22 protein-coding genes and 6 tRNA genes are annotated in these 25,556 nt (G+C 36.9%); 12 read left to right on the top strand and 16 right to left on the bottom strand.

Annotated features, from left to right (window positions below; all coding sequences use genetic code 11):
- Position 1: 1 nt before the first annotated feature.
- The 5 genes from ELS83_RS11050 (at position 2) to ELS83_RS11030 (ending at position 5,908) form a co-directional block, all read left to right on the top strand.
- Positions 2–1,852 carry a glycoside hydrolase family 13 protein gene (locus tag ELS83_RS11050; RefSeq protein WP_171595629.1) on the top strand — a complete coding sequence of 617 codons (1,851 nt, stop codon included), beginning with the start codon at positions 2–4 and terminating at the stop codon, positions 1,850–1,852.
- Between the two features lie 121 nt (positions 1,853–1,973).
- Positions 1,974–3,053, top strand: a complete 1,080-nt coding sequence (locus ELS83_RS11045) for a helix-turn-helix domain-containing protein (protein WP_171595628.1) — start codon at positions 1,974–1,976, stop codon at positions 3,051–3,053.
- A gap of 100 nt (positions 3,054–3,153) precedes the next feature.
- Complete coding sequence (locus ELS83_RS11040) at positions 3,154–3,951, top strand: hypothetical protein (RefSeq protein WP_171595627.1); 798 nt, start codon at positions 3,154–3,156, stop codon at positions 3,949–3,951.
- 10 nt (positions 3,952–3,961) lie between these two features.
- Positions 3,962–4,843, top strand: coding sequence for a hypothetical protein (locus ELS83_RS11035; RefSeq protein WP_171595577.1), 882 nt, complete (start codon positions 3,962–3,964; stop codon positions 4,841–4,843).
- A 207-nt stretch (positions 4,844–5,050) separates the two neighbouring features.
- The gene (locus ELS83_RS11030; protein ID WP_216616511.1) at positions 5,051–5,908 is read left to right on the top strand and encodes a helix-turn-helix domain-containing protein; all 858 of its coding nucleotides are present in this window, start codon (positions 5,051–5,053) and stop codon (positions 5,906–5,908) included.
- A 44-nt stretch (positions 5,909–5,952) separates the two neighbouring features.
- Here ELS83_RS11030 and ELS83_RS11025 read toward each other — a convergent pair whose 3' ends face one another.
- A complete protein-coding gene (locus ELS83_RS11025; protein ID WP_171595625.1) occupies positions 5,953–6,741 on the bottom strand; it encodes an SPFH domain-containing protein in 789 nt (262 codons plus the stop codon).
- Between the two features lie 365 nt (positions 6,742–7,106).
- Here ELS83_RS11025 and ELS83_RS11020 point away from each other — a divergent pair, with 365 nt between their 5' ends.
- From ELS83_RS11020 to ELS83_RS11005, 4 genes are all read left to right on the top strand, one after another.
- Positions 7,107–7,652 carry a VanZ family protein gene (locus tag ELS83_RS11020; protein ID WP_171595624.1) on the top strand — a complete coding sequence of 182 codons (546 nt, stop codon included), beginning with the start codon at positions 7,107–7,109 and terminating at the stop codon, positions 7,650–7,652.
- Positions 7,653–7,718: 66 nt separating this feature from the next.
- Positions 7,719–8,111 carry a hypothetical protein gene (locus tag ELS83_RS11015; protein WP_171595623.1) on the top strand — a complete coding sequence of 131 codons (393 nt, stop codon included), beginning with the start codon at positions 7,719–7,721 and terminating at the stop codon, positions 8,109–8,111.
- 129 nt (positions 8,112–8,240) lie between these two features.
- Positions 8,241–8,954: a pirin family protein gene (locus tag ELS83_RS11010; RefSeq protein WP_171595622.1), complete on the top strand. Its 714-nt coding sequence runs from the start codon at positions 8,241–8,243 to the stop codon at positions 8,952–8,954.
- Positions 8,955–9,019: 65 nt separating this feature from the next.
- Complete coding sequence (locus tag ELS83_RS11005) at positions 9,020–9,463, top strand: DMT family transporter (RefSeq protein ID WP_171595621.1); 444 nt, start codon at positions 9,020–9,022, stop codon at positions 9,461–9,463.
- An 84-nt stretch (positions 9,464–9,547) separates the two neighbouring features.
- Here the strand turns inward: ELS83_RS11005 and ELS83_RS11000 are convergent, their stop codons facing one another.
- Positions 9,548–11,932: a TonB-dependent receptor gene (locus ELS83_RS11000; protein ID WP_171595620.1), complete on the bottom strand. Its 2,385-nt coding sequence runs from the start codon at positions 11,930–11,932 to the stop codon at positions 9,548–9,550.
- A gap of 227 nt (positions 11,933–12,159) precedes the next feature.
- On the opposite strand from ELS83_RS11000, the gene ELS83_RS10995 reads away from it, so the two are divergent.
- Genes ELS83_RS10995 through ELS83_RS10985 form a run of 3 tightly spaced genes read left to right on the top strand, consistent with a single transcriptional unit; the run spans position 12,160 to position 15,292 of the window.
- Positions 12,160–13,170, top strand: coding sequence for a sensor histidine kinase (locus ELS83_RS10995; RefSeq protein ID WP_171595619.1), 1,011 nt, complete (start codon positions 12,160–12,162; stop codon positions 13,168–13,170).
- On the top strand, positions 13,167–13,856 hold the full coding sequence (locus tag ELS83_RS10990; RefSeq protein ID WP_171595618.1) for a LytR/AlgR family response regulator transcription factor: 690 nt from the start codon (positions 13,167–13,169) through the stop codon (positions 13,854–13,856). The genes ELS83_RS10995 and ELS83_RS10990 overlap by 4 nt, the downstream gene beginning before the upstream one ends.
- A gap of 59 nt (positions 13,857–13,915) precedes the next feature.
- Positions 13,916–15,292, top strand: coding sequence for an erythromycin esterase family protein (locus tag ELS83_RS10985; protein ID WP_171595617.1), 1,377 nt, complete (start codon positions 13,916–13,918; stop codon positions 15,290–15,292).
- Positions 15,293–15,378: 86 nt separating this feature from the next.
- Here ELS83_RS10985 and ELS83_RS10980 read toward each other — a convergent pair whose 3' ends face one another.
- The 14 genes from ELS83_RS10980 to ELS83_RS10915 all read right to left on the bottom strand — a co-directional run bounded on the left by ELS83_RS10980 (position 15,379) and on the right by ELS83_RS10915 (position 25,551).
- On the bottom strand, positions 15,379–16,530 hold the full coding sequence (locus ELS83_RS10980; protein ID WP_171595616.1) for a DUF418 domain-containing protein: 1,152 nt from the start codon (positions 16,528–16,530) through the stop codon (positions 15,379–15,381).
- Positions 16,531–16,621: 91 nt separating this feature from the next.
- Positions 16,622–17,626, bottom strand: coding sequence for a helix-turn-helix domain-containing protein (locus ELS83_RS10975; protein ID WP_171595615.1), 1,005 nt, complete (start codon positions 17,624–17,626; stop codon positions 16,622–16,624).
- Between the two features lie 155 nt (positions 17,627–17,781).
- Positions 17,782–20,337, bottom strand: coding sequence for a M1 family metallopeptidase (locus ELS83_RS10970; RefSeq protein ID WP_171595614.1), 2,556 nt, complete (start codon positions 20,335–20,337; stop codon positions 17,782–17,784).
- 124 nt (positions 20,338–20,461) lie between these two features.
- Positions 20,462–21,262, bottom strand: coding sequence for a DUF1338 domain-containing protein (locus ELS83_RS10965; protein WP_171595613.1), 801 nt, complete (start codon positions 21,260–21,262; stop codon positions 20,462–20,464).
- Positions 21,263–21,339: 77 nt separating this feature from the next.
- On the bottom strand, positions 21,340–22,545 hold the full coding sequence (locus ELS83_RS10960) for an aminotransferase class I/II-fold pyridoxal phosphate-dependent enzyme (RefSeq protein WP_171595612.1): 1,206 nt from the start codon (positions 22,543–22,545) through the stop codon (positions 21,340–21,342).
- A gap of 312 nt (positions 22,546–22,857) precedes the next feature.
- A complete protein-coding gene (locus ELS83_RS22680) occupies positions 22,858–23,106 on the bottom strand; it encodes a GIY-YIG nuclease family protein (protein WP_171595611.1) in 249 nt (82 codons plus the stop codon).
- 314 nt (positions 23,107–23,420) lie between these two features.
- Positions 23,421–23,494, bottom strand: a tRNA-Asp gene (locus tag ELS83_RS10950).
- Between the two features lie 26 nt (positions 23,495–23,520).
- Positions 23,521–23,597, bottom strand: a tRNA-Asp gene (locus ELS83_RS10945).
- Between the two features lie 25 nt (positions 23,598–23,622).
- Positions 23,623–23,699: transfer RNA gene (locus ELS83_RS10940), tRNA-Asp, on the bottom strand.
- Positions 23,700–23,727: 28 nt separating this feature from the next.
- Positions 23,728–23,804, bottom strand: a tRNA-Asp gene (locus ELS83_RS10935).
- A 22-nt stretch (positions 23,805–23,826) separates the two neighbouring features.
- Positions 23,827–23,903: transfer RNA gene (locus ELS83_RS10930), tRNA-Asp, on the bottom strand.
- 32 nt (positions 23,904–23,935) lie between these two features.
- Positions 23,936–24,009: transfer RNA gene (locus tag ELS83_RS10925), tRNA-Asp, on the bottom strand.
- A gap of 166 nt (positions 24,010–24,175) precedes the next feature.
- A complete protein-coding gene (locus ELS83_RS10920) occupies positions 24,176–24,712 on the bottom strand; it encodes an RsmD family RNA methyltransferase (protein WP_171595610.1) in 537 nt (178 codons plus the stop codon).
- A complete protein-coding gene (locus tag ELS83_RS10915) occupies positions 24,703–25,551 on the bottom strand; it encodes a DUF3822 family protein (protein ID WP_171595609.1) in 849 nt (282 codons plus the stop codon). The genes ELS83_RS10920 and ELS83_RS10915 overlap by 10 nt, the downstream gene beginning before the upstream one ends.
- Positions 25,552–25,556: the final 5 nt, after the last annotated feature.

Below are 25,556 nucleotides of genomic sequence, written 5' to 3'. Positions count from 1 at the left end.
TATGAAACGATTATTATTGGCATTTATGGCTGTGTTGTTTTTAGGAAACATCACTGCCTTGGCAAAGGATCAAATTGATCATCTGGAGCCTGCATTTTGGTGGGTTGGAATGAAGAATCCAAAATTACAATTGATGGTTCATGGCGAGAATATCTCAAACCTGAAACCAGAATTGAATTATGATGGCGTTAGCATCGAAAAGGTAAGTCGCGTAGCAAATCCAAACTATTTGTTTGTTGATTTATTGATCGATGAGCGTGCAAAAGCCGGTGAATTCGATATCATTTTTAAGAAGGGGAAGAAAACGGCAGTGAGCTACAAATACCAACTATTGCAGAGAGAAGAAGGTTCGGCGGAACGAATTGGTTTTACCCCAAAAGATGTAATGTACCTGATTACACCAGATCGATTTGCCAATGGAAACCCGGACAACGATAATGTGGATGGGATGCCTGAACAGGCTGACAGAAATGATAAATCGGGTCGTCATGGAGGTGATATTGAAGGAATTATCAACCATCTGGATTACATCTCGGACATGGGTTTTACCTCAATTTGGGTGAATCCTGTTTTGGAAAACAACCAGGAGAATTTTTCATATCATGGATACTCAACTACCGATTATTACAAGGTTGATGAACGATTTGGAAGCAATGAAGAATATCGCAATTTGGCGAAAGAGGCCAAAAAATTAGGCATTGGCCTGATTATGGACATGATTGTGAACCATTGTGGTTCGGAGCATTGGTGGATGAAGGATTTACCATCGAAAGACTGGATTAACTTTGGTGGGGAATTTGTGCGTACCTCTCATAAACGTACTACTGTACAGGATAAATATGCATCGAAAGAAGATCTGAAACAGTTCGCCGATGGTTGGTTTGTGAAAACTATGCCCGACCTAAATCAGCGCAATGAATTTATGGCTACCTACCTGATTCAAAATACCATTTGGTGGGTAGAATATGCCGACTTACAAGGAATTCGAATGGATACTTATCCATATCCTGATGCTGATTTTATGACTGAATGGACCAGGAGAGTAATGGAAGAATATCCAAACTTTAACATTGTAGGTGAAGAGTGGAGTACCAATCCTGCCATTGTTTCTTATTGGCAAAAAGGGAAAGTAAACCACGATGGATACGTTTCTTACCTGCCAAGCTTAATGGATTTTCCATTGCAATATGCCATGGTACAAGCTTTAACCAAAGAAGAAACCTGGGGAACCGGTTGGATTAAGTTGTATGAAGGTTTGGCCAACGATTTCTTGTATGCCGATCCTGGCAACCTGGTGATTTTCCCGGATAATCATGATATGGAGCGAATTTTCGACCAATTGGGAAGAGATTATGAATTGTTTAAACTGGCAATGGCTTACACTTTAACCATGCGTGGAATTCCTCAAATTTACTATGGTACCGAAATTCTTGTGAAAAGCGATTTTGGCGGCGACCATGGAATGTTGCGCAGCGATTTTCCAGGCGGTTGGGAAGGCGACCAAATTAATGCCTTTACAGGAGAAGGATTAAGCGATCAGGAAAAGGATGCACAAGCCTACATGAAAAAAATATTGAACTGGAGAAAAGACAATGAAATTATTCATGAAGGGAAATTGATGCATTATGCACCGGATTTTGGAATTTACTCCTATTTCAGATTTACTGATTCAGGAAAAGTAATGGTGATTCTGAACAAGAACAAAGAAGCTGTACAGATGGAAACAGGTAGATACCACGAAATGCTAAATGGCGAAACAAGTGGTAAGGATGTTTTATCTGGAAAAACATATGAGTTGAATGGAAGCATCGAGGTTCCGGCACAAACGGCCTTGATTTTAGAGATAAATTAGAAATAGAGTTAGAATGAAGAATCCCCTGGCAGTTTTTATTGTTGGGGGATTTTTTATTTCGTGCAGATAATATTTTTTAATTTTGCCTGTTAATTACAGCATACCTATAAAATCTGCCTTTATGCACGATCCACTCCAACTGGGACTCGACCTTTTTTCTTTAACTGATATTCTATCAGCATCAATGGCTTTTATGTTGGGAGTATTGTTTTTACTCTCGAAATCGGAGAATAAAAAAGCAAATGTATACCTGGGATTAATGCTTTGCTGTCTCTGCGGCGAGGTGCTGGATGTGTTGAGTCAGGCAATCATCAATCAAAATATTGTTCTGCTGCAAACCTCATTATTCACCATCCCCTTTTTGTTGTTGTACATTCATCAAAGTATGAACAGCAGCATTAAAATTTGGTATGTATTATTATTTGCTGCAGGCATTATTCAAAATTTAATTTTTTATTTGGGAATAGATTTTCATGAACTGATTTTCTTTGAATACCTATTCAATATCAGCATCCTGGTGCTGATATTGCTTGTAATTCGAAAACATCGTGAAATGGTGAACAACTACTATTCAGATTTGGAGCATAAATCTTTACACTGGATCAAGGCTATTGTTTATGTTTTTTTCGCCTTTCATGTTTTATGGATTGTGGAAGATATCATTGCATTCCAAAATGATCTTATCATTGATTACTTTGCCGCTTTTTCGAACATTTTAACCTTTTTCATGATTTTTTGGATAGGGCACAATGGCTTTTCTCAATCAGAAACTTTTACAAAGAAGTTATTTATTCGAGAAGAAAATGATAGCGATCAAGAGGAGGTAAGGGAGCACTCCGAAAAGTTACAACTTGCCATTTCTGATTACGAAAATTTGTGCCATCAAATCCAGGAACAAAAACTGTATACCAATCCCAAATTGAACCTTAGACTTCTTTCCGAATCGGTAAATCTGAACGAAAAAGAGATTTCCCGCTTGATCAACCAGCATTCCAAACAGAACTTTTATCAATTTATTAATCGATTCAGGGTGGAAGAGTTCAAAAGATTGCTCCAAACCCCAAAATCATCTCAATTGTCTTTGTTAGGACTCGCCGAAGAAGCCGGATTCAATTCAAAATCTACCTTTTACACAACCTTTAAAGCTCAGGAAGGAATTACTCCGAAACAGTACGAATTGATGCTAAAAAAGTCCGAATAGAAGCAGTTGGACTACTTTGGTTTCATAAATTTTAAAATTGAACGTTCATTTGTTGACCGATGTCGAGCATTGGTGCAATGTTTAATTTAAAAAAGAATTTATGAAGCAAAAATTGTCAAGTCTAACAATGGTAATCATTTTTATGAGTGCTGTATTAGGATCTTGCACATCTTGCAGTAAGGAAGATGATCCAACACCAGAAGTGGAGGCATGCGACTTTAGCACTTTAACCATTAGTAAAACGGAAACCTATGGTTTCGACAGCAATTTTTCTGAACATTTTACCCAAAGTTTACGATGGGAATCGGAGAATGCAGATATTAAATTGGTTAATGAAAAAGGACAATTAAGGGCAGACTCCAATAACACATCACAAGCTTTGGAAGCCTGGAAATTGTACAAAGTACAAATGCCATATAACAAATCATGGGAAATTTCTGTTGATGTTCACATTCCTCTTTATTGGAATTCAAACGGTGGGAAAGACGCTCAAGTAGGTGCTGGAATATTTGTTGGTAAACCCGTTAGCTCAGGGCAATCATCAAAAGTATACGAATGCAATATGGCAGCAATTAATGGAGGTGAAAGATTTGTACAGGCGCAATTAATAGCTAACAGATTGGGAGAAGATCCCATAAATGTACAATACACTGCTTTGAAGCAATCCAAAGAATTGGCTAGCCTTAAAATTAGGTTTTGTAGTAGTCATAAAAAACTTAGTTTATTTATCGATAACACCATTGTAGGAGAAGGAAAACAAATTGATGCGAAGGGTTTAGACAACTGGAAATTGTCCGATTCCGATCGTATGGATGTTGGTATTATGGGCTTTGCGGAAAACACTGTAATTACATCAAATCAACCGGTATTAGATAATTTTTCATATACAATTTATTAAAAGATAAAGCATGGATATAACGATTTTAAAAAGTGGAGTGTTAAGTCTATTATTATTTGGAGCAGTTGCAACAACTGTTTTAACATCTTGTGATAAAGATGATGATAAGGATAATGAAGTGAGTAAAATAGAGGCTGGAAACGACCCAAATTTTAAGATAGTGGCAAACACCGATAGCAGATTTACAGGAGTAAACAGGAAAGTAGAGGTGTTTGGAATTTCGATTTACGCAGTAAAAGAAGTAGAGGACAAGAAATTATTGCATGCTGCAAATGTTATGGCTCAATACCTCGATAACGATGAAGATGGAAAAGTAGACAACCAGGATGTGCTGGATAAAATGAAGGAAAACAATGCCTTTCTTTTTATGTGGGCATCGGAATCGGATATGGAAAAAATAAACATACCCGATGATGCAGCAGGACAAGATCTGGGCAATGAAGAGACCAATCCTGAATTTGTGAAAAATGGCAAAAAGGGAGAATTTGATGCTTCGATTGAAGAGGTTTGGCACCTGATTAATTTTGCAGGCCACTGCCAGGTATATCCAGAAGTTTTTGGTTTGGAAGAAGGAACAGTTTTGGCCAATGCCATGGATGTTGCCCGAGGAGGAAAATTTTTGGAAATACCAAAAGTGTACCCTGAAAATGCCTGGTATACATACGATGATACAACTTGCGGATATGCCGATTGCCAAACCGTTGAATACTTTTATTGGGCAATGAGTTCAATTCTGGGCGCACAGGAAAACAGGTCAAATGAAATTGGCCATGAATGGAGATTACATACCAAAGAGTTGGTGCAGCAGAAAGATCCTGAAATTTACGCTTTGCTAACCGATCCGAAATACAAATTTCCAACAGTACTGCCTGATGGAACATATATGCACTAGTGCAATAGAGTCTTTTCATTTTCCCCTGGTACACAGCCAGGGGATTTTTTTATAAGGTTTTAAAATGGATGTGCTTTTGTCGATATAGTCTTATCTTACAGTAGTAAATGTGAAATGGCGGGTAAATGGCGGGTGAATTTCAATCAGAAATTTTGGACAGTTTCCTGCTTCACCCTAACATTGCAATAGGACCAAAAAATGATTCACATGAAACAACCGGAACTAGGCCAAAAAATAGTTGAACTTCGTTTGGCAAAAGGACTTACACAGGAAGAACTTGTCGACAAGTGTAACATCAGCGTACGCACCATTCAGAGAATAGAATCGGGCGATGTAGAGCCCAGAAGCTATACCGTAAAAGCCATATTAGATGCGCTCGATTACGATCTGGAAATGATTCAGGGAGTGAAGAATGAAAATTCAGCAGATTCGATTACCAATTGGTTTCGAAATCTCATGCTTATCGATATCGACACCAGTAAACCTAGCAATTTCCTGATTAAACAGTTGTATGTTGCCTGTATTTTTGGGATTTGCTATTTCATTTTGGGATTTTTGGAAGTTGCCGCCGAATACTACAGGTATCGCGAATCAGAAATGATTTTCAGCAATTATGGATATATCATTTTAAAAGTTACGGTTTTAATATCGGTACTCTTTTTTCTGAGAGGTTTTATCCTGATTGGAGGAATCTTTAAAAATTACCTGCTGAAAATTGTTACCGGAATTATGATAGGTTTTAACATTTTGTTGATTGCCTATGATATTGCCTCGGTTTTTTATGTTGCGCTCGAAAGGGAGTTTATTTTATTTGCTGCCTCAGTTTCTTTCGGAATTATAGGAATTATTTATGGAGTTTCACTACATAGGCTGAAAGATTCCTTGGGTAATATTGCCACTTTTGCCGGGGTTTTACAAATTATTGCTGCCTGCTTTTTTCTTACCATCATCCTCTCATTTATTGGGATGATTATCATTATTCCTGTAGAATTATTAGAAATTATACTGATATTTAAGGCAATAGAAATCATTAAATCAAAAGAGAAAAGTTTAAATGCCGAATAAAATTGTAAGCTCCCTTTTACAAGTGTAAAGGGAGCTTAATTTGTTTACTTTTTATCTTTCTTGCCTTTTACTTTTTCAGGTTTTACTTCCACCTCCAACTCTTTTGTATTTCGAGGCAATACTTCTTCCGGGAACGGGAATAATATGGTTGAATTCTTTTCAGAAGCAATATTTGCCAGTGTTTGATACAATCTTAGCTTAATGGCTGAAGGTGATTTATCGATAAGTTTTCCGGCCGATAACAGATTTTCTGCAGCCTCCTCTTCGGCAAGGGCCAAGATTACACGAGCTCTGCGCGAACGCTCGGCCTCGGCCTGATTGGCCATCATTCTGCGCATGTTTTCAGGCAGTTGAATATCTTTAATCTTGACATCGATAATAATTATTCCCCACTCCTGGGTTTCTTTCTCAACTATGGTTTTGATGTTTTTACCCATCTCTTCGCGTTTCGAAAGAATGGTGTCCAATTCAACTTTACCACAAACATCGCGCAAAGCAGCCTGTGCCAATTGCATAATGGCAAATTTATATTCCTCCACTTCCAAAACTGCCTTTTCAGGATCATCAATTTTGAAAAACACCACACCATCTATGCTACATGGAACATTATCCTCGGTCATTACTTCCTGTGAATCGATATTGATTGTTATGACGCGGATATCAACAATATTTACCGTTTCAACGATTGGAATGATCCAACGGAAACCAGGATTCAAAATTTTAATGTACTTGCCAAATCGGAATTTTAAGGCTCGTTTGTACTCGAAAATAATGCGTACTCCTGCAAAAAAGAAGATTACGACTGCCGAAAATAAAATAAGAAGAATATCCATGAGAATTGATTTTTTAGGTTGAACAGGGAGAGAAGGTGTAAGGTTCAGAAGTACTCAAAAGAACCAAAGGTTCAATGATTGTCGCTCTTTTATTAAATTTACGAAAATCAGTAAGTTAAGGCAAAAAGAAAGCTGAATTTAAATATCAAAATTGTTCATTTATGAATTAGGGACATTTGTCTTTCCATGATTCTTTATAAGTTGCCTTATCAATATCAATGGAAAAAATAAGAAATCTGTCAGAGCATCAAAACTCTGACAGACTTTACAGCCAAAAAACAAGTTCTGCACTAAAGTAAGCGGAAAAGCTTGATATCTATTTTTTAGGGTATTATCTTACAGAATAATTCAACAGAAATAAGATTATGCCTTTATTTAAATCATCATTGGAAAAAAGATTATGGGGATATGTTCTCCTGGTGTGGTTGGCCATTTTAACCAGCCTTATTTTTGGATACCCTGTACTGCAAAAACTGGGAGCCGAAAATATGGAGGCACTTATTTTTATTCTCTGCATGATTATTATTGGCACAACCGTAATTTTACATGCCTTTCGCAGGGCAAAGGACAAGAATGATACGGTTACCGTTCTGGGAATTCTGGCCGTTTTTATGATGCTATTTATGCGTCTCGGATTGGCCGAGCGTTCTCACCTGATCGAATATTCGGTGCTAACCGTTTTTATTCATCGGGCCATGCTGGAAAGGTATAAGGGGAAATACAAAGTTTTTCAGATTGCAGGTTTAACCCTTCTACTATCTTTTTTAATTGGAGTTTTAGACGAATGTGTTCAGGTTTTTATACCACGTCGTGTATTCGATATGGCCGACTTCTTTTTCAATGGAATTGCAGCTGCCATGGCTGTTGGTGCCAGTGTATTATGGCAATGGATTCGGAAAAATCCACTATAGAAACTACAAACAAAATTGAAGTCACTATTGCTGAATCTAATGTGTTAACAATAAGATTGTAAGCTTATGAAGTTAATTATTAAATTATTCGGATTGTTTTTAATTCTTGCAGGGATATCTCTACTCTTTGCTCCTGAATTAATTTTTGACTTTATAGATCACAATAAAGAACAAAAATGGGTGTATATTACTGCTATCGTGGTGCGTCTTTTTTTGGGAATCATTCTTCTTTTATCGGCCAAAGCCTCCAAACACCCTCTTGCAATTAAAGTGATTGGAATGCTGTTTATTATGGCAGCTCTTATCTTCTTTGCCATTGGGCAGGAAAACCTGGTGAAATTTATCTCCTCAATACTGCCTGTGTTTAATCCATTTAGTTATTTTATTGGTTTAATAAGTATTGCATTTGGTAGCTTCTTTATTTATGCTTTTCCCTCGAAAAAAGGTAGAAAAAGATAATACTTGACCCAGCATTTAATTTCTGATATCAAATTTATTTAACTTCTCAATAATGTTTTTATAGCTTTTTTTAAGCGAACATTTAATGCCGATTAGATGTTATTCTTTTAAGATAAAAAATTAGAATCGATGAAGAAAATACTACACAAAGCCAATACAAGAGGACATGCAAATCATGGCTGGTTGAATTCATATCATACCTTTAGTTTTGCAAATTATTACCATCCAGAGAGAATGCAATTTGGAGTTTTAAGGGTAATTAATGACGATACAGTTGCCGGAGGACAAGGTTTCGGAACGCATCCGCATGAGAATATGGAAATTATTTCGATTCCATTGGAAGGAGAACTGGAGCACAAAGATAGTTTGGGGAATATTGCCAGGATTAAGACCGGCGAAATTCAGGTAATGAGTGCAGGAACAGGTGTGTATCACAGCGAGTACAATAAAAACAAGGATAAAGAAGTAAAGTTTCTACAAATTTGGGTCATTCCAAACCAACAGCAGGTAGAGCCAAGGTACGATCAAATTTCTATTGCTGATATTTCCAAAGAAAATCAATTCAATCAAATTCTTTCTCCGAATGCCGATGATCAGGGTGTTTGGATTCACCAGGATGCATGGTTCCATATTGGCCAATTTACGAATGGCAATAATCAGGAATACCAGTTGCACTCAAAAACCAATGGGGTGTATGTGTTTGTGATTGAGGGAAATGCTATGATTGAAAATCAGGAATTAATAGCACGCGATGGAATGGGGATTTGGGATGCCGAACAAATCAGTATACAAGCGGGAAAAGGCTCAACCATTCTGTTAATGGAAGTACCCATGAATCAATAGGCTTTTAGGATTTCAAGGAAGAATAGCTCATAGAAATCACTACTTTTACACAAAAAATGTAAGCTATGAGATATTTCCTAATGATTTTGATATTGCTGGTTGGCTGCCTAATGCCGATTCAGGCAAGTGTGAATGCCAAGTTAGGATCATTCCTGAAAGCGCCACTAATGGCTGCCTTGGTCAATTTTATGGTGGGCGGATGCATCTTACTCTTCGTGGTTCTAGGTATGAGAACACCCAATAACATTTTACAAGCAGTAAAAGAAGCACCATTACATGCATGGATTGGCGGAGCCATTGGAGCCGTTTATGTATCATCGGTAATCTTTCTGGTTCCTCGCCTGGGAGCAGCTCTAAGTTTTGCACTTATCGTTTTGGGACAGTTGGCTTTTTCATTGATTATCGATCACTTTGGCTTGTTTGGCATACAGGTGCAGCCTGTAAATTGGGGAAGAATTCTTGGCGTTTTATTGATACTTGCAGGAGTTTTGGTGATTCAGAAATTTTAAAACTTTTTATTGGGCTACTGAAATAATAAAGCCGCTCTTCCTGCAAATGGAAAAACGGCTTTTACACACTACTTTTATCTACACCTAAAACATTTTTACACCAGAATATTCCATGGTTTCACCTTTCCCGAATCCAAAACTTATTCCTACTACCCATAGTCTGCCGCTGCGGCGGTGTTCGCTATAGGTGTAAAAATCGCTGCTCTTCGATTCAAATTTGCGTTTGCGGGAGTCAAATACATCTTTTACACTTAGGTTAATCACAGCCTTTCCTTTCATGAATTTCTTACGAATCCCAAAATCAGAATAGCTAATGGCTTTATAGAAACCTTGCAAACTTTCGGCTTTCGATCGGTATCTGAATTTGTATTCGGCATCTATTTGATATGGCAATTTAAATTTGGCAGTCATTCGTGCCGACCACGATTCGTTACTAAAATCAAAGTCCTGTTCTTCGTACGATCCAGTTCGTTTGTAAGCCGTAAAATTTGCCTCGGCAAGCAAGGACAACCATTGCAATGGTTCAAGTTTACTATTGATTTCAACACCCGTATTTTTACTCTTTCCAACATTTACTGGCATGGTGGTTCTCACATTATCATTTACAAAATAGATATCATCAACAACATCTTTTGTGTGAGTATAAAAAACCGATGCATTAATCGATCCTGATTTAAACTGCCTAATGGCTGTTATCTCGAAAGCATCGCTTAAACTTGGTTTCAGATCGGGATTTCCCTTGCTGATATTTAAAGGATCACGAAAACTTTCGAATGGATTCAAATCCCACATGTGTGGTCTCCTAATTCGTTTCGAATAGCCCGCTTGCAATGAAAATCCTTCGTTCATTTTATAGGAAGTATGAAAAATTGGAAAAAGCCTTGTATCATTTGAGCTATTGTTTTCCTGTGTGTTTTCAAGTTTACTTTTTTTATACTCATGTTCGGCCCTTAAACCTAGCTTAAAGCTGATTTTCTCACCTTCGTAGGCATAAGTTGAATATAGGGCGCTTATATTTTGATCGAATTCGAATTTGTTACTCAAATTATCATTCACCAACCAATCTTCACCCGATTGATCATACTGAATTTGTTCATCTTTGTTCAGATTAATATCCATTTTTACCCCGCTTTCCAAAATGGTATGTTCAGAGAATGGATGAACGTAATCGGCCTGGAAACTATATTCAGCATTGGAAAAATCGTTGTCTATTTTCTCATCCTTTAAATTCAAATAGCCATTGCCTTCAGTATTGGTAAATAGCGAAATTTTATCTTTCCCAAAAAAGGAACCTGTAGCACTTGCACTTAGTTTTCGTTCTTTGTTGTCGGCAAACTCTTTGGTGTAATTCAGCTCATATTGCCATTTGGGATTGCTTGCACTGGTGGTTTCTTTTCGAATCGATTCATCAGTTCCACTACCAAGTAATTCATTGTATTCATAATTGGTTGTAGAATATTCATCCTCCGATTCATAAGCATAATGTCCCGAAACGCTAATGCTTTGATATTTACTGATATGGTAATCGGCTCCCAAAATAAAATTGTAGAACTGTTCATTTTTTTCTCCATCGCCTTTCGAGATCGTTTGTGGCTGAGTGTCACTCAAATAATTAATGGTTTTGCTGTAGTTCTCCGACAAAAATCTTCTGTCACCAATTCCAATTTGAGTAAACAGGTTTAGTTTTTCGGTTCTTCTGTTCATGCCTAAGCCAAAACTATAGTTTTTCGGACTTCCTACATTTGCTGTTACCGCTCCGTTCAAGCCTTTTTTATTGTCCTTTTTCAGGATAATATTAATAATACCACTGGTTCCTTCAGCATCATATTTTGCCGAAGGATTGGTAACAACTTCAACACGATCAATCATGTCTGCAGTTATTGTTCCCAGGGTTTTACTGCTGGCCATAACCGATGGTTTTCCGTTAATCAGCATTTGCACACTCGAACTGCCTCGCAGGCTTATGGTTCCTTCAATACTCACATCAACCGATGGTACATTATTGAGAATATCCAGGGCACTGCCACCGGCACTTACCAGGTCTTGACCAACATTAAATACCCTTTTATCGAGTTTAAAAACAGTTTGAGATTTTTCGGCTCTAACAATTACATCGCCAAGTTGTGCATGACTGCTACTTAGGTAAATAGCGTGCAATTCAAGCTTATTGTTTTTAATGTTAAAATCTTTTATTTCAATGGTTTGATATCCTATAAAACTTACTTTGATGTAAAAATCTTTACGAGGTGATTCAAGTTGAAAACTTCCATCTTTTCCACTAATACCGCCGGTTATTAGCTGTCCATCGTTTGCAAGAATTGCTATGGTTGCATATTCTATAGGTACTTCACTACTTTTTTCAATTATTTTTCCGCTAACAACTATTTTTCGAATATTAGTCTCAGCAAAAGCCTGAAAGCAACTAAGTGTAATGAGTAAGCCAAATAAGCTTAGTAATTTTTTATTCATATTGAGTGAGTTTAAAATTCTGATCTAAGCCAAAATTATTCTCACTTCAAAAACTGACCAAAGAAGTTCGATGGAGGGCAATTTTATCTTGCCTGAAAGCATCTGGAAGGTAAATTTGGTTATTCGACCTTGTCAATCTGTTGTTGGTCGATTCATATCGGGAGAGATTATCTGTTTGACTACATTTGTAAGTATCAATATCTTTACTAAAATTGAAAAACAAGCCAATGAAATACCGCTTAAAATCCATCTATAAAGAGCTCTTGTTTCAAATCATGATTCTATTGCTCTTATTTGTTTTAATCGTGTTTGATAAACATCATCCACATCTTCATTGGGATGAGGTTTTATTTCTTTCCAATTACTTTGTGATGGCGCTTATTGTAAATTATTATCTGTTACCGCAATTCTATTACAAAAGAAAGTATGTCTATTTTGCCATTGGTTTTATATTGGTTTGCGGCCTTGCAATATTTATTGAAGAATTTGTGTTGGAACAGATATTCTATCCCAAAAGCAGGGGCAATCATTTTGAATTTATACATAGTTTACTCGATGTTTTGCCATTAATACTGATATTGGTAGCCAGTAAGTTTGTTTGGGATGCCACCGTAAACCAGAATAAAATTGAACATCTAAGCAGAATAATGGCTGAGAGCAAGTTGGAGTATTTAAAGCAGCAAATTAATCCCCACTTCCTATTCAATAATTTGAATAATCTGTATTCATATGCAATCGAAAAATCGCCTAAAACACCCGAAATTATTCTAGAACTATCTTCTATACTTCGGTATATGCTCTACGACTGCAAAGGCAATACCGTTAGTTTGGAGAAAGAGTTGCAAAATTTAAATTCTTTTATCAAACTGAATGAGTTGCAACTGGAAGGAAAAGGAAAGGTGGAGTATACAAGTTATATGGACCACGATTTTTATATCGCACCCATGATATTGATTGTCTTTGTCGAGAATGCCTTTAAATACAGTTTGGCAAGTCAGAGCGAAGGAATTCAAATCTCAATATGGCTTAAGATGAGAGATGGACACTTAGAGTTCAATTGCGAAAATACTTACGATAAAAAAGTAAATTTAACTGATATTGAAGGAGGTATTGGGCTAAAAAATGTACAATCTCGTTTAGAGTTGCTCTATCCAAATGCCTATCAGCTCCAAAGTACAAGAAGTGGTGACAAATACATTGTAAAACTGAAGATGAACCTTAAGCAGATAAAACAATGATTACATGTATTATAATTGAGGATCAGGCACCTGCACAGAGAATATTGCAAAAATACATAGGCGATTATGCCAATCTTGAAATTAAAGCTACATTTTCGGATCCTATCGAGGCCCTGGAATATCTGAAAGAAATTCCAGTTGACCTGATTTTTTTGGATATCCACTTGCCTAAACTTTCCGGAATGGATTTTCTGAAAATATTGAACTACAAACCACTTGTGATTTTAACCACTGCATTTCATGAATATGCTGTTCAGTCATACGATTTTGACGTATTGGATTACCTTCTGAAACCAATTTCTTTTGATCGATTTAAGAAAGCTATGGAGAGGGTTGAGAGAGAGTACACTAAGGATGAAAAAGAGCAGAAAGAAAGTTTATTGGTGAAGGTAGGTTATGAATATGCAAGTGTTAATCTTGCTGATATTTTATACGTGAAATCGGATGGAGATTATACATTCCTGCATTGCATCAACAAAAAATACATGGTAAACTCTCCCTTAAAATATTGGAACGAAATTTTATCGAAGCAAGATTTCTGTCAAATTCACAGGTCCTATATTGTATCACTTCAAAAAATTGAAAAAATATCCAGTGCATCTGTTTTAATCGAAAACCAGGAATTACCCATTGGTAGAAAGTATAAACAGGTTTTAAAAGAGAAATTAAAAGGGAAGGTATCCTAATTTTTCAAATTATTATGGCTTTGTGTACATTTATGTTTTGAAAATTAAAGCTCAATTACATGAATGCATTTAAACTACTTAATTCTTCTCTTTTGCTTATCGCGATAAGCTTTTTCTCCTGTAAGCATGCACCCAATAAAAACATTACAAAACATGAGGTTCTTACCAAAAGCCAAACAGCATTTGTAGAATGGGGAAAACAGAATGCAATTGTAATTAATTCTCTGCTTCCAACTACCGAAAATAATGACCTTAAAGCCATTGCCGAATCCATTGGAGATGCCCGGGTAGTTGCCATTAGCGAAGGATTCCATAACTGTAAGGAAATGATGCAGCTTCACGAAAGGCTAATTCGATACCTGGTTCAGGAAAAAGGATTTAATACTGTAATTACAGAAAGTGGCTTTCCTGAGTCGCGAATGGTTTATGATTTTATACTGGGAAAAAAGGTGGAAGGTAATGTTTACAAGCAAGGTTTTAACAAGATGTATGGAGCCTGGGAAGAGGGAAGAAGCCTGGTGAACTGGATGCGCGAATACAACCAAAATCATGACAATGTATTGAGATATTATGGTGCAGATATTGGTGGTTTCTACACCAATTGGTATCCGCCGGTAGAGCGTATTACCGGTTATCTGAAAAAAGTTGACCCTGATTACGCCAAACACTTGATGTCAAAGCTTGACCCAATACTGAAAATCATGGGAACTACTCAGGCAAGGCTGAATTATCAGGAACAATTAAGTGCAGAACAAAAAGCACACCTGGCTATTATTTTCGATGAGGTGATTGAGCATTTTAACCAGAATAGGGATGCATTTATAGCCAAATGGAACAATGCAGAATACCAATGGGCACTACAAAGCAGCATTGCCATGCGAATGGCAGAGAATTACTACCGCAATTATGGCGATAGAAAAGGGATGGAGCCACATCGATATGCCGGATTAAACGGTCGCGAACTAATGATGGCACACAATGTTTTATGGGCTTTAAACCAGAGAGAAGATGCGAAAATTATCCTGATTAACCATGTGGTACACACCAAAACAAAAAGTCAGCTGCAAGATGGTGTTTGGGGAAATTTTACACCTATGGCGCAATTGATAAAACAAGAATTAGGCAATGAGTTCTATGTAATTGGGATGTGTTATGGTGGCGGGAAGTTTTGGAACAAATGGCAACGTCCGGCCGAACGATTTATAGATGATATACAAGCTGCGAAGGCCGATGGAATGGAGTCTGTAATGAAGAAACTTTCCGACAAGAATTATTTTGTGAATTGGGCAAAAGCACCGGTTGAGGCTCTTCCCTGGTTGGAAAGTGAAACCAGCTTGCGCGAGAATGATTATTACATGAAAATGGAAGCTTTGGAGTGGGATGCCTGCTTTTATTTGCATGAAGTAAGCCCTGCAACTTCAGCCAAAGACAAATAGAGTTCCTAATTGCGATAAAAATAAGTGAGCTGCAAAAGCTCACTTACCACTTTCAAGGAAATGAAAACCCCTAACTGTTTTCATTCTTATTGTTTGTTGAAGTTTTTGCCGTATGTTAATTTTCTCCACAGGCCTTCTAACGGTCCGAATTTGAATTTCTTCAGCCAATACTTGCTGAATAATATCTGGAATTGAAGAATTAAAATGGCAACGAATATTACCATGTAAAGCGGAAGTTCTGCGAAATATCCTAATCCAACTCCATAAAAAATTAGGATGCAGATAATGGATTGCATAATGTAGTTAGTAAGCGCCATTCGACCTAAGGGTGCAAGTTTTTTTAAGAATTTTTGTCCATAAGTACTTCTCATAATCAATGCAATTACAGAAATGTAAAAGAGTGCCAAAAATACATTACCTATAATGCTAAATGAATAGGAATAGCTCCACATTAGATAGGTTCCAATTACACCTAATATCAGAAAGCTGATGTAATACTTGGGTTTATGAGCTTTTTCTACAAAAAATCCAGTTCCCAACAGGTAGGCACCTAGCATGAATAAAAATACCGTACTCGGACTCACTCTTATGTATCGTGGAATTGTCCAAAGAAAACCCAGCTGACTTTTTGTGATGAACCAAAGTCCGGCGATGCCATCGTTTTTAACAGATGTTATTAATTCGTTTGGTCCAACTCCTGGAAGATGGAGTTGTGCAATACGTTCGGTAGGATGCTCTGTTGGGAGGTAGGCGTTTAAAAAATAGTAGGATATAAAGTGCAAAACAAACATGATTGATGCTAAAATAAGATATGTTTTGGCTTTCATCTTTCGCATTGGAATCAGTAAAAAAGCAAATAAGGCGTAAACCGTAACAACATCTCCAGCCCAAAAAGTTTGATGCATAAGACCAATTAATACCAGTACAAACATTCTCCATCCGAAAAATTTTAGGAAGCCTTGTTCACTACTTTTTCTGAATTGCATGTATAATCCTGCGCCAAAAAGAATCATGAATATGGGATAAAATTTTCCACGAACAAGTATTCCAATCATGAGGTCTAGCTTGCTGTTAAGATTCGGAAGATGCATTTTTTCCAAATCAGAAAATGGGGTAAAAATGTATCCGCTTAGAATTAAAATATTCGATAATAGTATTCCAATAATGGCAAAACCTCGAAGAACATCTAGAAGTTCAATTCGATGATTGGAAACGGTTGGATAGAAATTGTGACTCATCTTTATTTGTTTTTGTTGATGAGCAAATATGAGTATAGATCAGGAGATAAGAGTCTCAGTTTTTTATAATGAGACTCATTTGTGAAATGTTTTAAGGCGAGGCTTTTTTATATTGACTTGGGGTTACGCCTGTGTATTGCTTAAACAATCGATTAAATGTGGCTTTTGAATTAAAACCACAATCATTGGCAATTGCAACTATGGTATAATTGGCGTAATCTTTATCGTGCAAACGCTTTTTTACTTCATCAATACGGTAGGAGTTGATAAAGTCGTAAAAATTCTGATTTAGGTTCGAATTGATAACATGAGATAAAATATGAACGGGCATGTTTACCCCAATGGCCAAATCTTGTATTCTGATTTCACTGTTTAAATAGATCTTTTCATTCTGCATGAATTGGAGTAAAGCTTCTGTATACTCTTCAATCGTTTCATCAGGAATTCGCTTCTTAGCATCATTGTTCTCCTTTTGATTCTTATGGTCAGACTTGTGATTCGATGAAAATATATAGCCTTGATTAATGCCATAAAATCCCAACAGGATCATGAGAAAGATGAATGTATATTTAATGATGATCGATATTCCATAATAAATTTCAAATTGAGTGAAATTTATGGATAAAACAAATAAGCAATCCACAATCCAAACAGATGCAACTCCATATAAAAGTTTACGCATCCAATTCAAACTTATTTTATCAATAGATGAATGCGTTTGTTTAATAATGGTTTTGTGTTGCCTTAAAATGCTAATGATCCAAATGAAATAAATGGGCGCAGATAAATATTGTAAAAATGTACCGATAGCCAGGTTGATTGGCAGGTTTATAAATTTATCGGTGAAATAGAGCCATTTTTCACTGTTATCGCGAAAAGCGAATGGTAAAATAATTAGAAATGTTAGCACGATTGGAATGCTATGAAATAACAATTGTTTACGGCTTATTTTTCTGCCAAGTAATGAGGTCACATAGAAGTACAATAATGGTCCAAAAGTTAGAGCAACTACAGTAATAAAGAGGAAAATATTTGGAACACTTTTCCACAAATCATATTTAACTGAGTAAATGTTTAGCAAGTACAGGCAAATCATAAAGAAGAAAGCAGCCAAAAAATTATCGGCTGTTTTTCTTTTTTGTGATCAGCAATAGCGAGAATATAAAGGCTTGAAATGCTCCCAAACCAACAAATATATACATCTTGTTTGCTTTGTTAATCGATAAACATTTACTCAGTCATCTATTAGATTTATTTTTTCAGAACTACATCCGCAGTCTGTAAAATCTTCAATTTCAGATTTTCAGGATAATCTGGCCTTTCCTCAAGAAACTTACGAGTAATATCACCCGCTTCTTTCGATTGGTGGCCGCTATAACTTGCACTTAACCAGTTGTAAGGGAAGAAAATATCTCCTGTAATCTGTATCTCCTGCAACAATTCAAGTGCTTGCGGCAAATAGCCAAGTGCTTCTTGTTCCCTTATCGGATGATTTAAATAACGCAAGCCTTCCAGGGCCCAACGTTCAATTTGTCGGTTCTCTTCATTTTTCAAACTTTGAAAAAATGCTTTGCGAACTTCCTGGTTGGCAGAAAGGGCAGGAGCAACAAATTGCATCTTTTTCTTGCGATCAGGGTTTTTGATTCGCTCAATTTGGGTCTGAATAAGCTCATCAGCTTTCTCAGGCATTTTAATGGCCAAATTGCAAGCCAGGGCAGTAGCTTTTGTTTCTGATAAACTAAAACCACCAATGGCAATTTCTTCTTTCCAGACTTTATATAGTTGAGACAATCGTTCGGGAGTTTCAGTAATACTGCTTAATGCAGAGTAGACACTCGATTTTTTGCTCATGTCTTTTTCACTACTCAATCTAATCCAAAGGGTTTCTTCCAAACTTTTGCCAACTTGCTTTCTCTCATTCATATTTAAATCAAGCCAGTAAGCCGATTTTACATAGGAAAGCAGGCGCTCCAAAATCAAACTGTTTTCTTCAACCTCGATTTGCTTTTCCATTGCCGTAACAAACTCAAGACCTGTTACCAATCCTCCACGAAGATTTTCATACAAGTTAATTAATGCAATTCCTCTAATTAAATCATCATCGATATTGTGGAAGTTTTTCAGCAGGTATTCTTTGCTTTTGTGATCTAATGTGAAAAATCCATAAGCATCACCTTTTGCGTTTGGAATGATATATTCGGGCACATCCATTCCTTTGGCTTCTGTTACAGGCACATCAGCGCCATTCATGTTTAGGTGAAGCGATTTGAAAGAATCCTGATATCCCAATACCAAATGTAAATCTTGCGTCCAATTTCCTGGGTTCCCCTTAATATCGGTTTGAGACAATGCTAAATTGGTGATTTTACCGCCTTCTGAAGCAATTTCACACGAAATTGTAGGTCTACCACCTTTATCTACCCAAACTTTGCTCCATTGCTTTAAATCGAAGTCTGTGGTGGCATCCAGTATAGCAATCAGGTCTTCCCAGCTGGCATTTCCATAGGCGTAATCTTTCATATAGGTTTGTAAACCTTTTTTCAGGGCTTCTTCACCTGTTATATTTTCAAGCATATTCATCACAATTGGAGATTTGTGATAAATAATGGCTCCATACACAGTTCCTGCATCTTTTAAGTTAGGCAGAACCTGGTTAATTGGATTGGCTCCACTTGTTCGATCAACGCTGAAAGAACTTGGAAAGTGTGCCATCTGAAATTTCAGGTCGTGGTTCATATCCGGGAAGCTCGGATTTGTAATTTTATCCGCAAGGAAATTGGCGAATACCTCTTTTAACCAAACCTGGTCGAACCATTTCATGGTTACCAAATCGCCAAACCACATGTGAGCAGTTTCGTGTGCAATTAGGTTGGCACGTGCCAGTAACCTGTTTTTGGTGGCATTTTTATCCAAGAACATTCGCGAAGCATTATAAAGAGTAGCTCCGGTATGTTCCATTCCACCATATTGGAATGAAGGAATCACCACGATATCGTATTTTGCGAAAGGATAAGGTACATCGGTATATTCCTCAAGCCAATCCAACGATTCGAAAAGTATTCTGAAGATTTCATCCGTATTATTATCGATTTTTTCAGGATCGGTTTCGCGATGGTACATGGTATGTTTTCGGCCATTGTGCTCGCGTGTTATGGTTTCAAACTTTCCCGCCACAAAGGAAAACAGGTAAGTTGGCAATGGTTTTGTTTGAGCAAAATCGTATGTGGTTCTTTCGCCTTCTTCCTTTGCTTGCTTCAATTTTCCATTTCCCATTGCTTTCCAATGCGAAGGTACGCTAAGTTTTAATGCGAACTTTGCTTTTAAGTTGGGTTGATCGAAACAAGGAAAGGCGGTTCTGGCACGATCTGGTACAAACAATGTGTATAAAAATTCATCATTTCTGTTCAAAGATGTGTTCCCCGTTATAAACTCCAGTTCGATTTCATTTCGCCCTTCTTTCAACTCCTGTTTAGGAATAATAACATGTTCGTTTTCGAAACGGTAAGCAGATGTGTTACCATTGGTTTTCACCGATTTAATCAAATCTGCACGCTCACGAAAATCGATTTGTAAATCCTGATCAGTCGATTGTAACTCAAAAACAATCTTGTTTTTACCCGGAATTTCAACGCTTTTTCCTTCCGGGATATCAAATTGCAGATGATATTCCAAATTGGAAATATTTTGTTCTCTGAAATCAGCTAGCGTTTTTGCTACTCCTGTTTCAACAGGTAGAGGTGTTTGGCTCTTATTACAGGCTGTTATCAGCATGCAAATAAGAATCATAAATGTTAGTTGTTTGTTCATTTTTGGTATGTTAGATTATCCGCCTAAAGATAACATTATCGGCAGGTAATCTTTATCTGATTAAATAAAAAAAAGCAAAATCCAATGAATGAATTTTGCTTTCTATCATCACAGATGATCTGAATTATGCTTCTCTGTAGTTTGTACTATCGAATATTTTGTTGGCATTGGCAGCGATAAATCCTGAGAAAAGATTACCAGACTCATCGGGGTAACGAATGGCAAATTCGTAGAAACAAGCAGGAATATCATAAACTCCTTCTTCAAATTCTACTTTAATAATATCCGATAAGGTAGATGACTGTTGTAGGTAAACCTCCGGCGAACCTTTAATTTCACCTCCTGAAGTATTCATAGGGTAACCATTGTCTTTTAAAAACTGATTTACCTTTTCGATGCTGTCATATTTCTTTAAAGCATTAATGCTAACCGTGAAATGGTTAACCCTAAAACCGTGAACATATAACCATGCTCCATATTCCGACTCTTCTCGAAGTTTTTGGTAAATTTCGTATGAAGGTTTTCCCCAAACGCTTCCTTTGTGAATCAAATCAGGATCTGAATAATAGGCATTTCCAATTGAATTCAAACGGTTTTTAATAATCTTCTGAAACTCATCAGAAAATTCTGAGAGAATTAATTCGGAGATGAATACCCTTGGAGCATCTTCTCCCGGATGTTCAAGATGGACAGCATTTAAATGCTTGTCTTCAAATTTGTATTCACCCACATATTCGTATCCTGCCTTTAGAAACTTTTTGGCCAATACCTGGATATTCATCCTTGGATCATCAAAAGTTCTAAATGCCACATGATCGTTGATCACCAATTCTCCTTCGTTCGAAAAAAGGTCGTGAATTGCCTGGGCAGAAGGATTTTGATCTGTATATCCTTTCCAAAGTTCGTTAAAAAGTTGTTGTTGCATAAGTGTGATTTTTATTTACATGATATAAGTTACGAAATAATATTGAGGCTATTAAAATCAGTGTGGCAGGAATGACATTAAACTTTGTCAAGAACCACTTCAAGACATTCCTTCATTTTTAGATAAGTTCGCTCGATGTTGTCATCCAGGCCAATAGAGATGCGCACCAGGCCATCGGTTAATCCCATTTGCATTCTTTCTTCTTCTGGAATTTCCGACGAAGTGCTTCCGCCAGGCGCACTAAATAAAGTTTTGTAGGAACCTAAACTAACTGCTAAATAACCAATGTTGGCATCCTGCATGGCCTCCATAAACTGGTTGGCAAGCTCTTTTTCTTTTAAATCTATCACAAATAAACCTCCATGGCCAAAGCTTCTATTGCCTATATTTTTTATTAATTCGTGTTGCGGATGCGATGCTAAACCAGGATAAATTACCCGAAATCCATCCGCCTCTAATTTTTCAGATAAGTAGAGGGCATTTGAGCTATGTTGGCGCATTCTAATGTGAAGTGTTTTGAGGTTTTTCAGTATGCTAGCCGATCTAATACTGTCTAAAACAGGCCCCAGGAGCATGGCCGATCCATTATTTACATCGTATAAGGAATCAATAAATTCTTTGCTTGCGCAGATAGCACCAGCAACACAATCGCTCATTCCATTAATAAACTTTGTGAGACTGTGAATTACAATATCTGCACCAAGTCTTGCTGGTGCAAATATCATTGGCGAGAATGTATTGTCAACCACCAATAAACATTGATTGTCTTTCGCAATTTTGGAAAGTTCACGAATATCTGTGATTTCCAACATCGGGTTACTCATGGTTTCGCAATAAATAAGCTTGGTTTTTGAGCTTACGGCTTGTTTTACCTGTTCACTACTTGTTGTGTTCACAAAGCGTGTTGTAATCCCAAATTTGGGCAAGTAGTTTTTTAGTAGGGCATAGGTGCCCCCATAAATTGTTCTACTGGCAACAATTTCGTCTCCAGTGCTACAAATTTGCAATAGGGTAGAGCTAATGGCAGCCATTCCCGAAGAGCTTACCAAAGCACTTTCAGTATCTTCTAATTCGGACATTGCTTTGGATAGATATAAATTGCTAGGATTCCAGTGTCGTGAATACAAATAACAGCCTTCAATATTTCCTTCGAACACAGCTTGCATTGTGTTTGCTTTTAGAAATGTGTAGGTCGAAGAATCTGTTATGGATGGATTAACTCCACCAAACTCGCCAAAATTCTGCAAATCCTGTATTTTATCTGCTGATTTAAATTCTTCCATTTTTGTAAAGTCTTACTATTTAATTGTATTCTATTAAAGATGGCAAAAAAAACAGGAATAAAAGACTTTTTGGTCTGAAATAATATTAATTGAAGAATTAAAGCTTAAATAATTAGTAATGAACAATGAACAATGAACAATGAACAATGAACAATGAACAATGAGTAATGAGTAATGAGTAATGAGGCGAGGAGGTAATTAAAATTGAAGGTACAAAAAAGCCTCCGACTCAAAAGAATCGAAGGCTTCATATTTTCAGCGGTCCGGACGAGACTCGAACTCGTCCCGATTCTCGGGATGACAGTCATGTATTCATTTGGAAGGGTTGATTAGTTCTTCAATAAATGTTCTGCTCTTTTGTTTCTTTATGAACTTTTCTTTACGTAAAGCTTCTGTTTTTGAGTCAAACTTTTCAGTATACACGATTTTCCAAGGCATTTTTTTTCTAGTATATCGAGACCTGCCATTATTGTGATAATTTATCCTGTTTTCAAGATTCGAGGTATAGCCAATATAGTATGATTGATCCAGTTGACTTTGCAAAATATATACATAGTGCATAGAATGAAATATTGTTTACTTGAACATTGAAGGTACAAAAAAGCCTCCGACTCAAAAGAATCGAAGGCTTCATATTTTCAGCGGTCCGGACGAGACTCGAACTCGTCCCGATTCTCGGGATGACAGTCATGTATTCATTTGGAAGAGCAGATTAGTTCTTCAATAAATGTTCTGCTCTTTTGTTTTATGACCTTTTTCTATGGATTCATCTTTTTTCAGTACGCTATGTTCGTAGAATGAAACATTGCTTATAAGAAAATTGAAGGTACAAAAAAGCCTCCGACTCATAAGAATCGAAGGCTTCATATTTTCAGCGGTCCGGACGAGACTCGAACTCGCGACCCCATGCGTGACAGGCATGTATTCTAACCAACTGAACTACCGGACCAAAAATATTTTAAAGAACTAATGTTTTGGCGGTCYGGACGAGACTCGAACTCGCGACCCCATGCGTGACAGGCATGTATTCTAACCAACTGAACTACCAGACCAAAATATTTTTAAGAACTAATGTTTTGGCGGTCCGGACGAGACTCGAACTCGCGACCCCATGCGTGACAGGCATGTATTCTAACCAACTGAACTACCGGACCAAAACTATTTTAAAGAACGTTATCTTTTTGGCGGTCTGGACGAGACTCGAACTCGCGACCCCATGCGTGACAGGCATGTATTCTAACCAACTGAACTACCAGACCAATTTTGTAACAATTTATATTTTGGCGGTCCGGACGAGACTCGAACTCGCGACCCCATGCGTGACAGGCATGTATTCTAACCAACTGAACTACCGGACCAAAATATTTTTAAAGAACGTTTTTCTTTTTAGCGGTCTGGACGAGACTCGAACTCGCGACCCCATGCGTGACAGGCATGTATTCTAACCAACTGAACTACCAGACCGTTTTTTTTGATAGCGATGCAAAGATAATGCAAGTTTTTTTACTTGCAATATTTAGTTCCATTTTTTTTGCGATAAAATCTGAGTTATCTCAGTAATATAGCGGTTTTGAGCATGTTACATTTTAATAAAAATGTGCATTTTTTTTTGCCTGCTACCAATGTGTTGTTATTTGTATTCAAAAAAACTAAAGTTTACACTACCATAGCTTCTTTTTTCTGTGAAATTAGGATGAGATGAAAAATCATTTTTAGATCCATGTTCGAGTATCAAGATTCCATTTTCATTCAGCAATTCTTTCTCGAATATTAAATCGGGAATTGTATTCAATGTTTTTAAATCGAATGGTGGATCGGCAAATATCATGTCAAATTTTTGTCGGCACGACTTTACAAATCGAAATACATCGGATTTTATTGGCAGGATTTGATCGAAACCCAGGTCTTGAACTGTTTTTTGGATAAAGGCAAAATGGCGATGGTTCAATTCCACACAAATCACCTTTTCGGCTCCTCTGGAGGCAAATTCATAGCTAATACCACCTGTTCCTCCAAAAAGATCAAGTACGCTAAGATCTTCAATGTCTACAATGTTATTTAGAACATTGAAAAGGTTCTCCTTTGCAAAATCGGTTGTTGGTCGAGCTTTAAAGCTCTTATCTGGACTTATTCTTCTTCCTTTATGAGTTCCACTTACTATTCGCACTCGCTTAAGTTTAAAAGATTAATGAATTGATTGTATTCCTTGTGAGGAATTTCGTTTTTAATTCGAAGTTTAGAAGGCAGCAGTCTTACATCTACTTTAGCCAAATACTTTTTTAGCAATTGTATCGATTTGCTTTCATCCTGAACCAAACCATCCACAATCAGCTTACTTCTTTCGTTGTTTAACTTTTGTTGTTTGTAAACATTTAAAATGTAGTACACCAAATCGGCATCTTCCTGATAATGGAAACTATTTATGAAATGTTTGCCGTTTCGATCAGGAATGATCATATGGAAATACTCTTTTTGAATATTTACAAAAACATTTGGGTGCGTATCTGAAATTTCTTCCTGAACTGCTGAATTGTAAAAAGGAGTAGAGTGATGGAAGAATTGTAATTCGGAAAAATGTTGAGTGAGCAAATCTTTAAAATCAAGTGGAATGGCAAACACATTTTTAGAATTAAAATGTTTCATTTCATTCCATTGAAGCTCTTGCGTGCTATTTAACGAGTGACACAATTGGTAGCTTTCAAAGGCAAATTCTTCAGTAAAAAACTCATTAGGAATTAGAATTGACTCATTAGACACCCAAAGAATGGATACAGAATGATATGTAAGGTTCAGCAATTCGTTATTTCGAATGAGCTCTTTGAATGAATTTAGACTTTCCGCTACCGAATTCTCATTAAAAGCTTTAAATCGCGCTAATGCCAGGCATTGCTTATTCTCATCGAGTATAGAAAAAGAAAATCCACCCGAGCTAACTCGGATGGATAATTTATATTCTTTCGATTTGTTTTTATCAAATGTTGAATCAACAAATACAAGGTCGTTCATAAACA

Source organism: Marinifilum caeruleilacunae, from assembly GCF_013141825.1.
Classification (GTDB): Bacteria; Bacteroidota; Bacteroidia; order Bacteroidales; family Marinifilaceae; genus Marinifilum; species Marinifilum caeruleilacunae.
Note: the sequence above shows the minus strand (reverse complement) of the source record. Positions and strands in the feature narration are given on the sequence as shown.

What these genes read in the sequence shown, in the direction of transcription:
- ELS83_RS11050 (WP_171595629.1), top strand. Translation starts at nt 2, where the DNA reads ATGAAACGATTATTATTGGCATTTATGGCTGTGTTGTTTTTAGGAAAC.
- ELS83_RS11045 (WP_171595628.1), top strand. Translation starts at nt 1,974, where the DNA reads ATGCACGATCCACTCCAACTGGGACTCGACCTTTTTTCTTTAACTGAT.
- ELS83_RS11040 (WP_171595627.1), top strand. Translation starts at nt 3,154, where the DNA reads ATGAAGCAAAAATTGTCAAGTCTAACAATGGTAATCATTTTTATGAGT.
- ELS83_RS11035 (WP_171595577.1), top strand. Translation starts at nt 3,962, where the DNA reads ATGGATATAACGATTTTAAAAAGTGGAGTGTTAAGTCTATTATTATTT.
- ELS83_RS11030 (WP_216616511.1), top strand. Translation starts at nt 5,051, where the DNA reads ATGAAACAACCGGAACTAGGCCAAAAAATAGTTGAACTTCGTTTGGCA.
- ELS83_RS11025 (WP_171595625.1), bottom strand. Translation starts at nt 6,741, where the DNA reads ATGGATATTCTTCTTATTTTATTTTCGGCAGTCGTAATCTTCTTTTTT.
- ELS83_RS11020 (WP_171595624.1), top strand. Translation starts at nt 7,107, where the DNA reads ATGCCTTTATTTAAATCATCATTGGAAAAAAGATTATGGGGATATGTT.
- ELS83_RS11015 (WP_171595623.1), top strand. Translation starts at nt 7,719, where the DNA reads ATGAAGTTAATTATTAAATTATTCGGATTGTTTTTAATTCTTGCAGGG.
- ELS83_RS11010 (WP_171595622.1), top strand. Translation starts at nt 8,241, where the DNA reads ATGAAGAAAATACTACACAAAGCCAATACAAGAGGACATGCAAATCAT.
- ELS83_RS11005 (WP_171595621.1), top strand. Translation starts at nt 9,020, where the DNA reads ATGAGATATTTCCTAATGATTTTGATATTGCTGGTTGGCTGCCTAATG.
- ELS83_RS11000 (WP_171595620.1), bottom strand. Translation starts at nt 11,932, where the DNA reads ATGAATAAAAAATTACTAAGCTTATTTGGCTTACTCATTACACTTAGT.
- ELS83_RS10995 (WP_171595619.1), top strand. Translation starts at nt 12,160, where the DNA reads ATGAAATACCGCTTAAAATCCATCTATAAAGAGCTCTTGTTTCAAATC.
- ELS83_RS10990 (WP_171595618.1), top strand. Translation starts at nt 13,167, where the DNA reads ATGATTACATGTATTATAATTGAGGATCAGGCACCTGCACAGAGAATA.
- ELS83_RS10985 (WP_171595617.1), top strand. Translation starts at nt 13,916, where the DNA reads ATGAATGCATTTAAACTACTTAATTCTTCTCTTTTGCTTATCGCGATA.
- ELS83_RS10980 (WP_171595616.1), bottom strand. Translation starts at nt 16,530, where the DNA reads ATGAGTCACAATTTCTATCCAACCGTTTCCAATCATCGAATTGAACTT.
- ELS83_RS10975 (WP_171595615.1), bottom strand. Translation starts at nt 17,626, where the DNA reads ATGATTTGCCTGTACTTGCTAAACATTTACTCAGTTAAATATGATTTG.
- ELS83_RS10970 (WP_171595614.1), bottom strand. Translation starts at nt 20,337, where the DNA reads ATGAACAAACAACTAACATTTATGATTCTTATTTGCATGCTGATAACA.
- ELS83_RS10965 (WP_171595613.1), bottom strand. Translation starts at nt 21,262, where the DNA reads ATGCAACAACAACTTTTTAACGAACTTTGGAAAGGATATACAGATCAA.
- ELS83_RS10960 (WP_171595612.1), bottom strand. Translation starts at nt 22,545, where the DNA reads ATGGAAGAATTTAAATCAGCAGATAAAATACAGGATTTGCAGAATTTT.
- ELS83_RS22680 (WP_171595611.1), bottom strand. Translation starts at nt 23,106, where the DNA reads ATGCACTATGTATATATTTTGCAAAGTCAACTGGATCAATCATACTAT.
- ELS83_RS10915 (WP_171595609.1), bottom strand. Translation starts at nt 25,551, where the DNA reads ATGAACGACCTTGTATTTGTTGATTCAACATTTGATAAAAACAAATCG.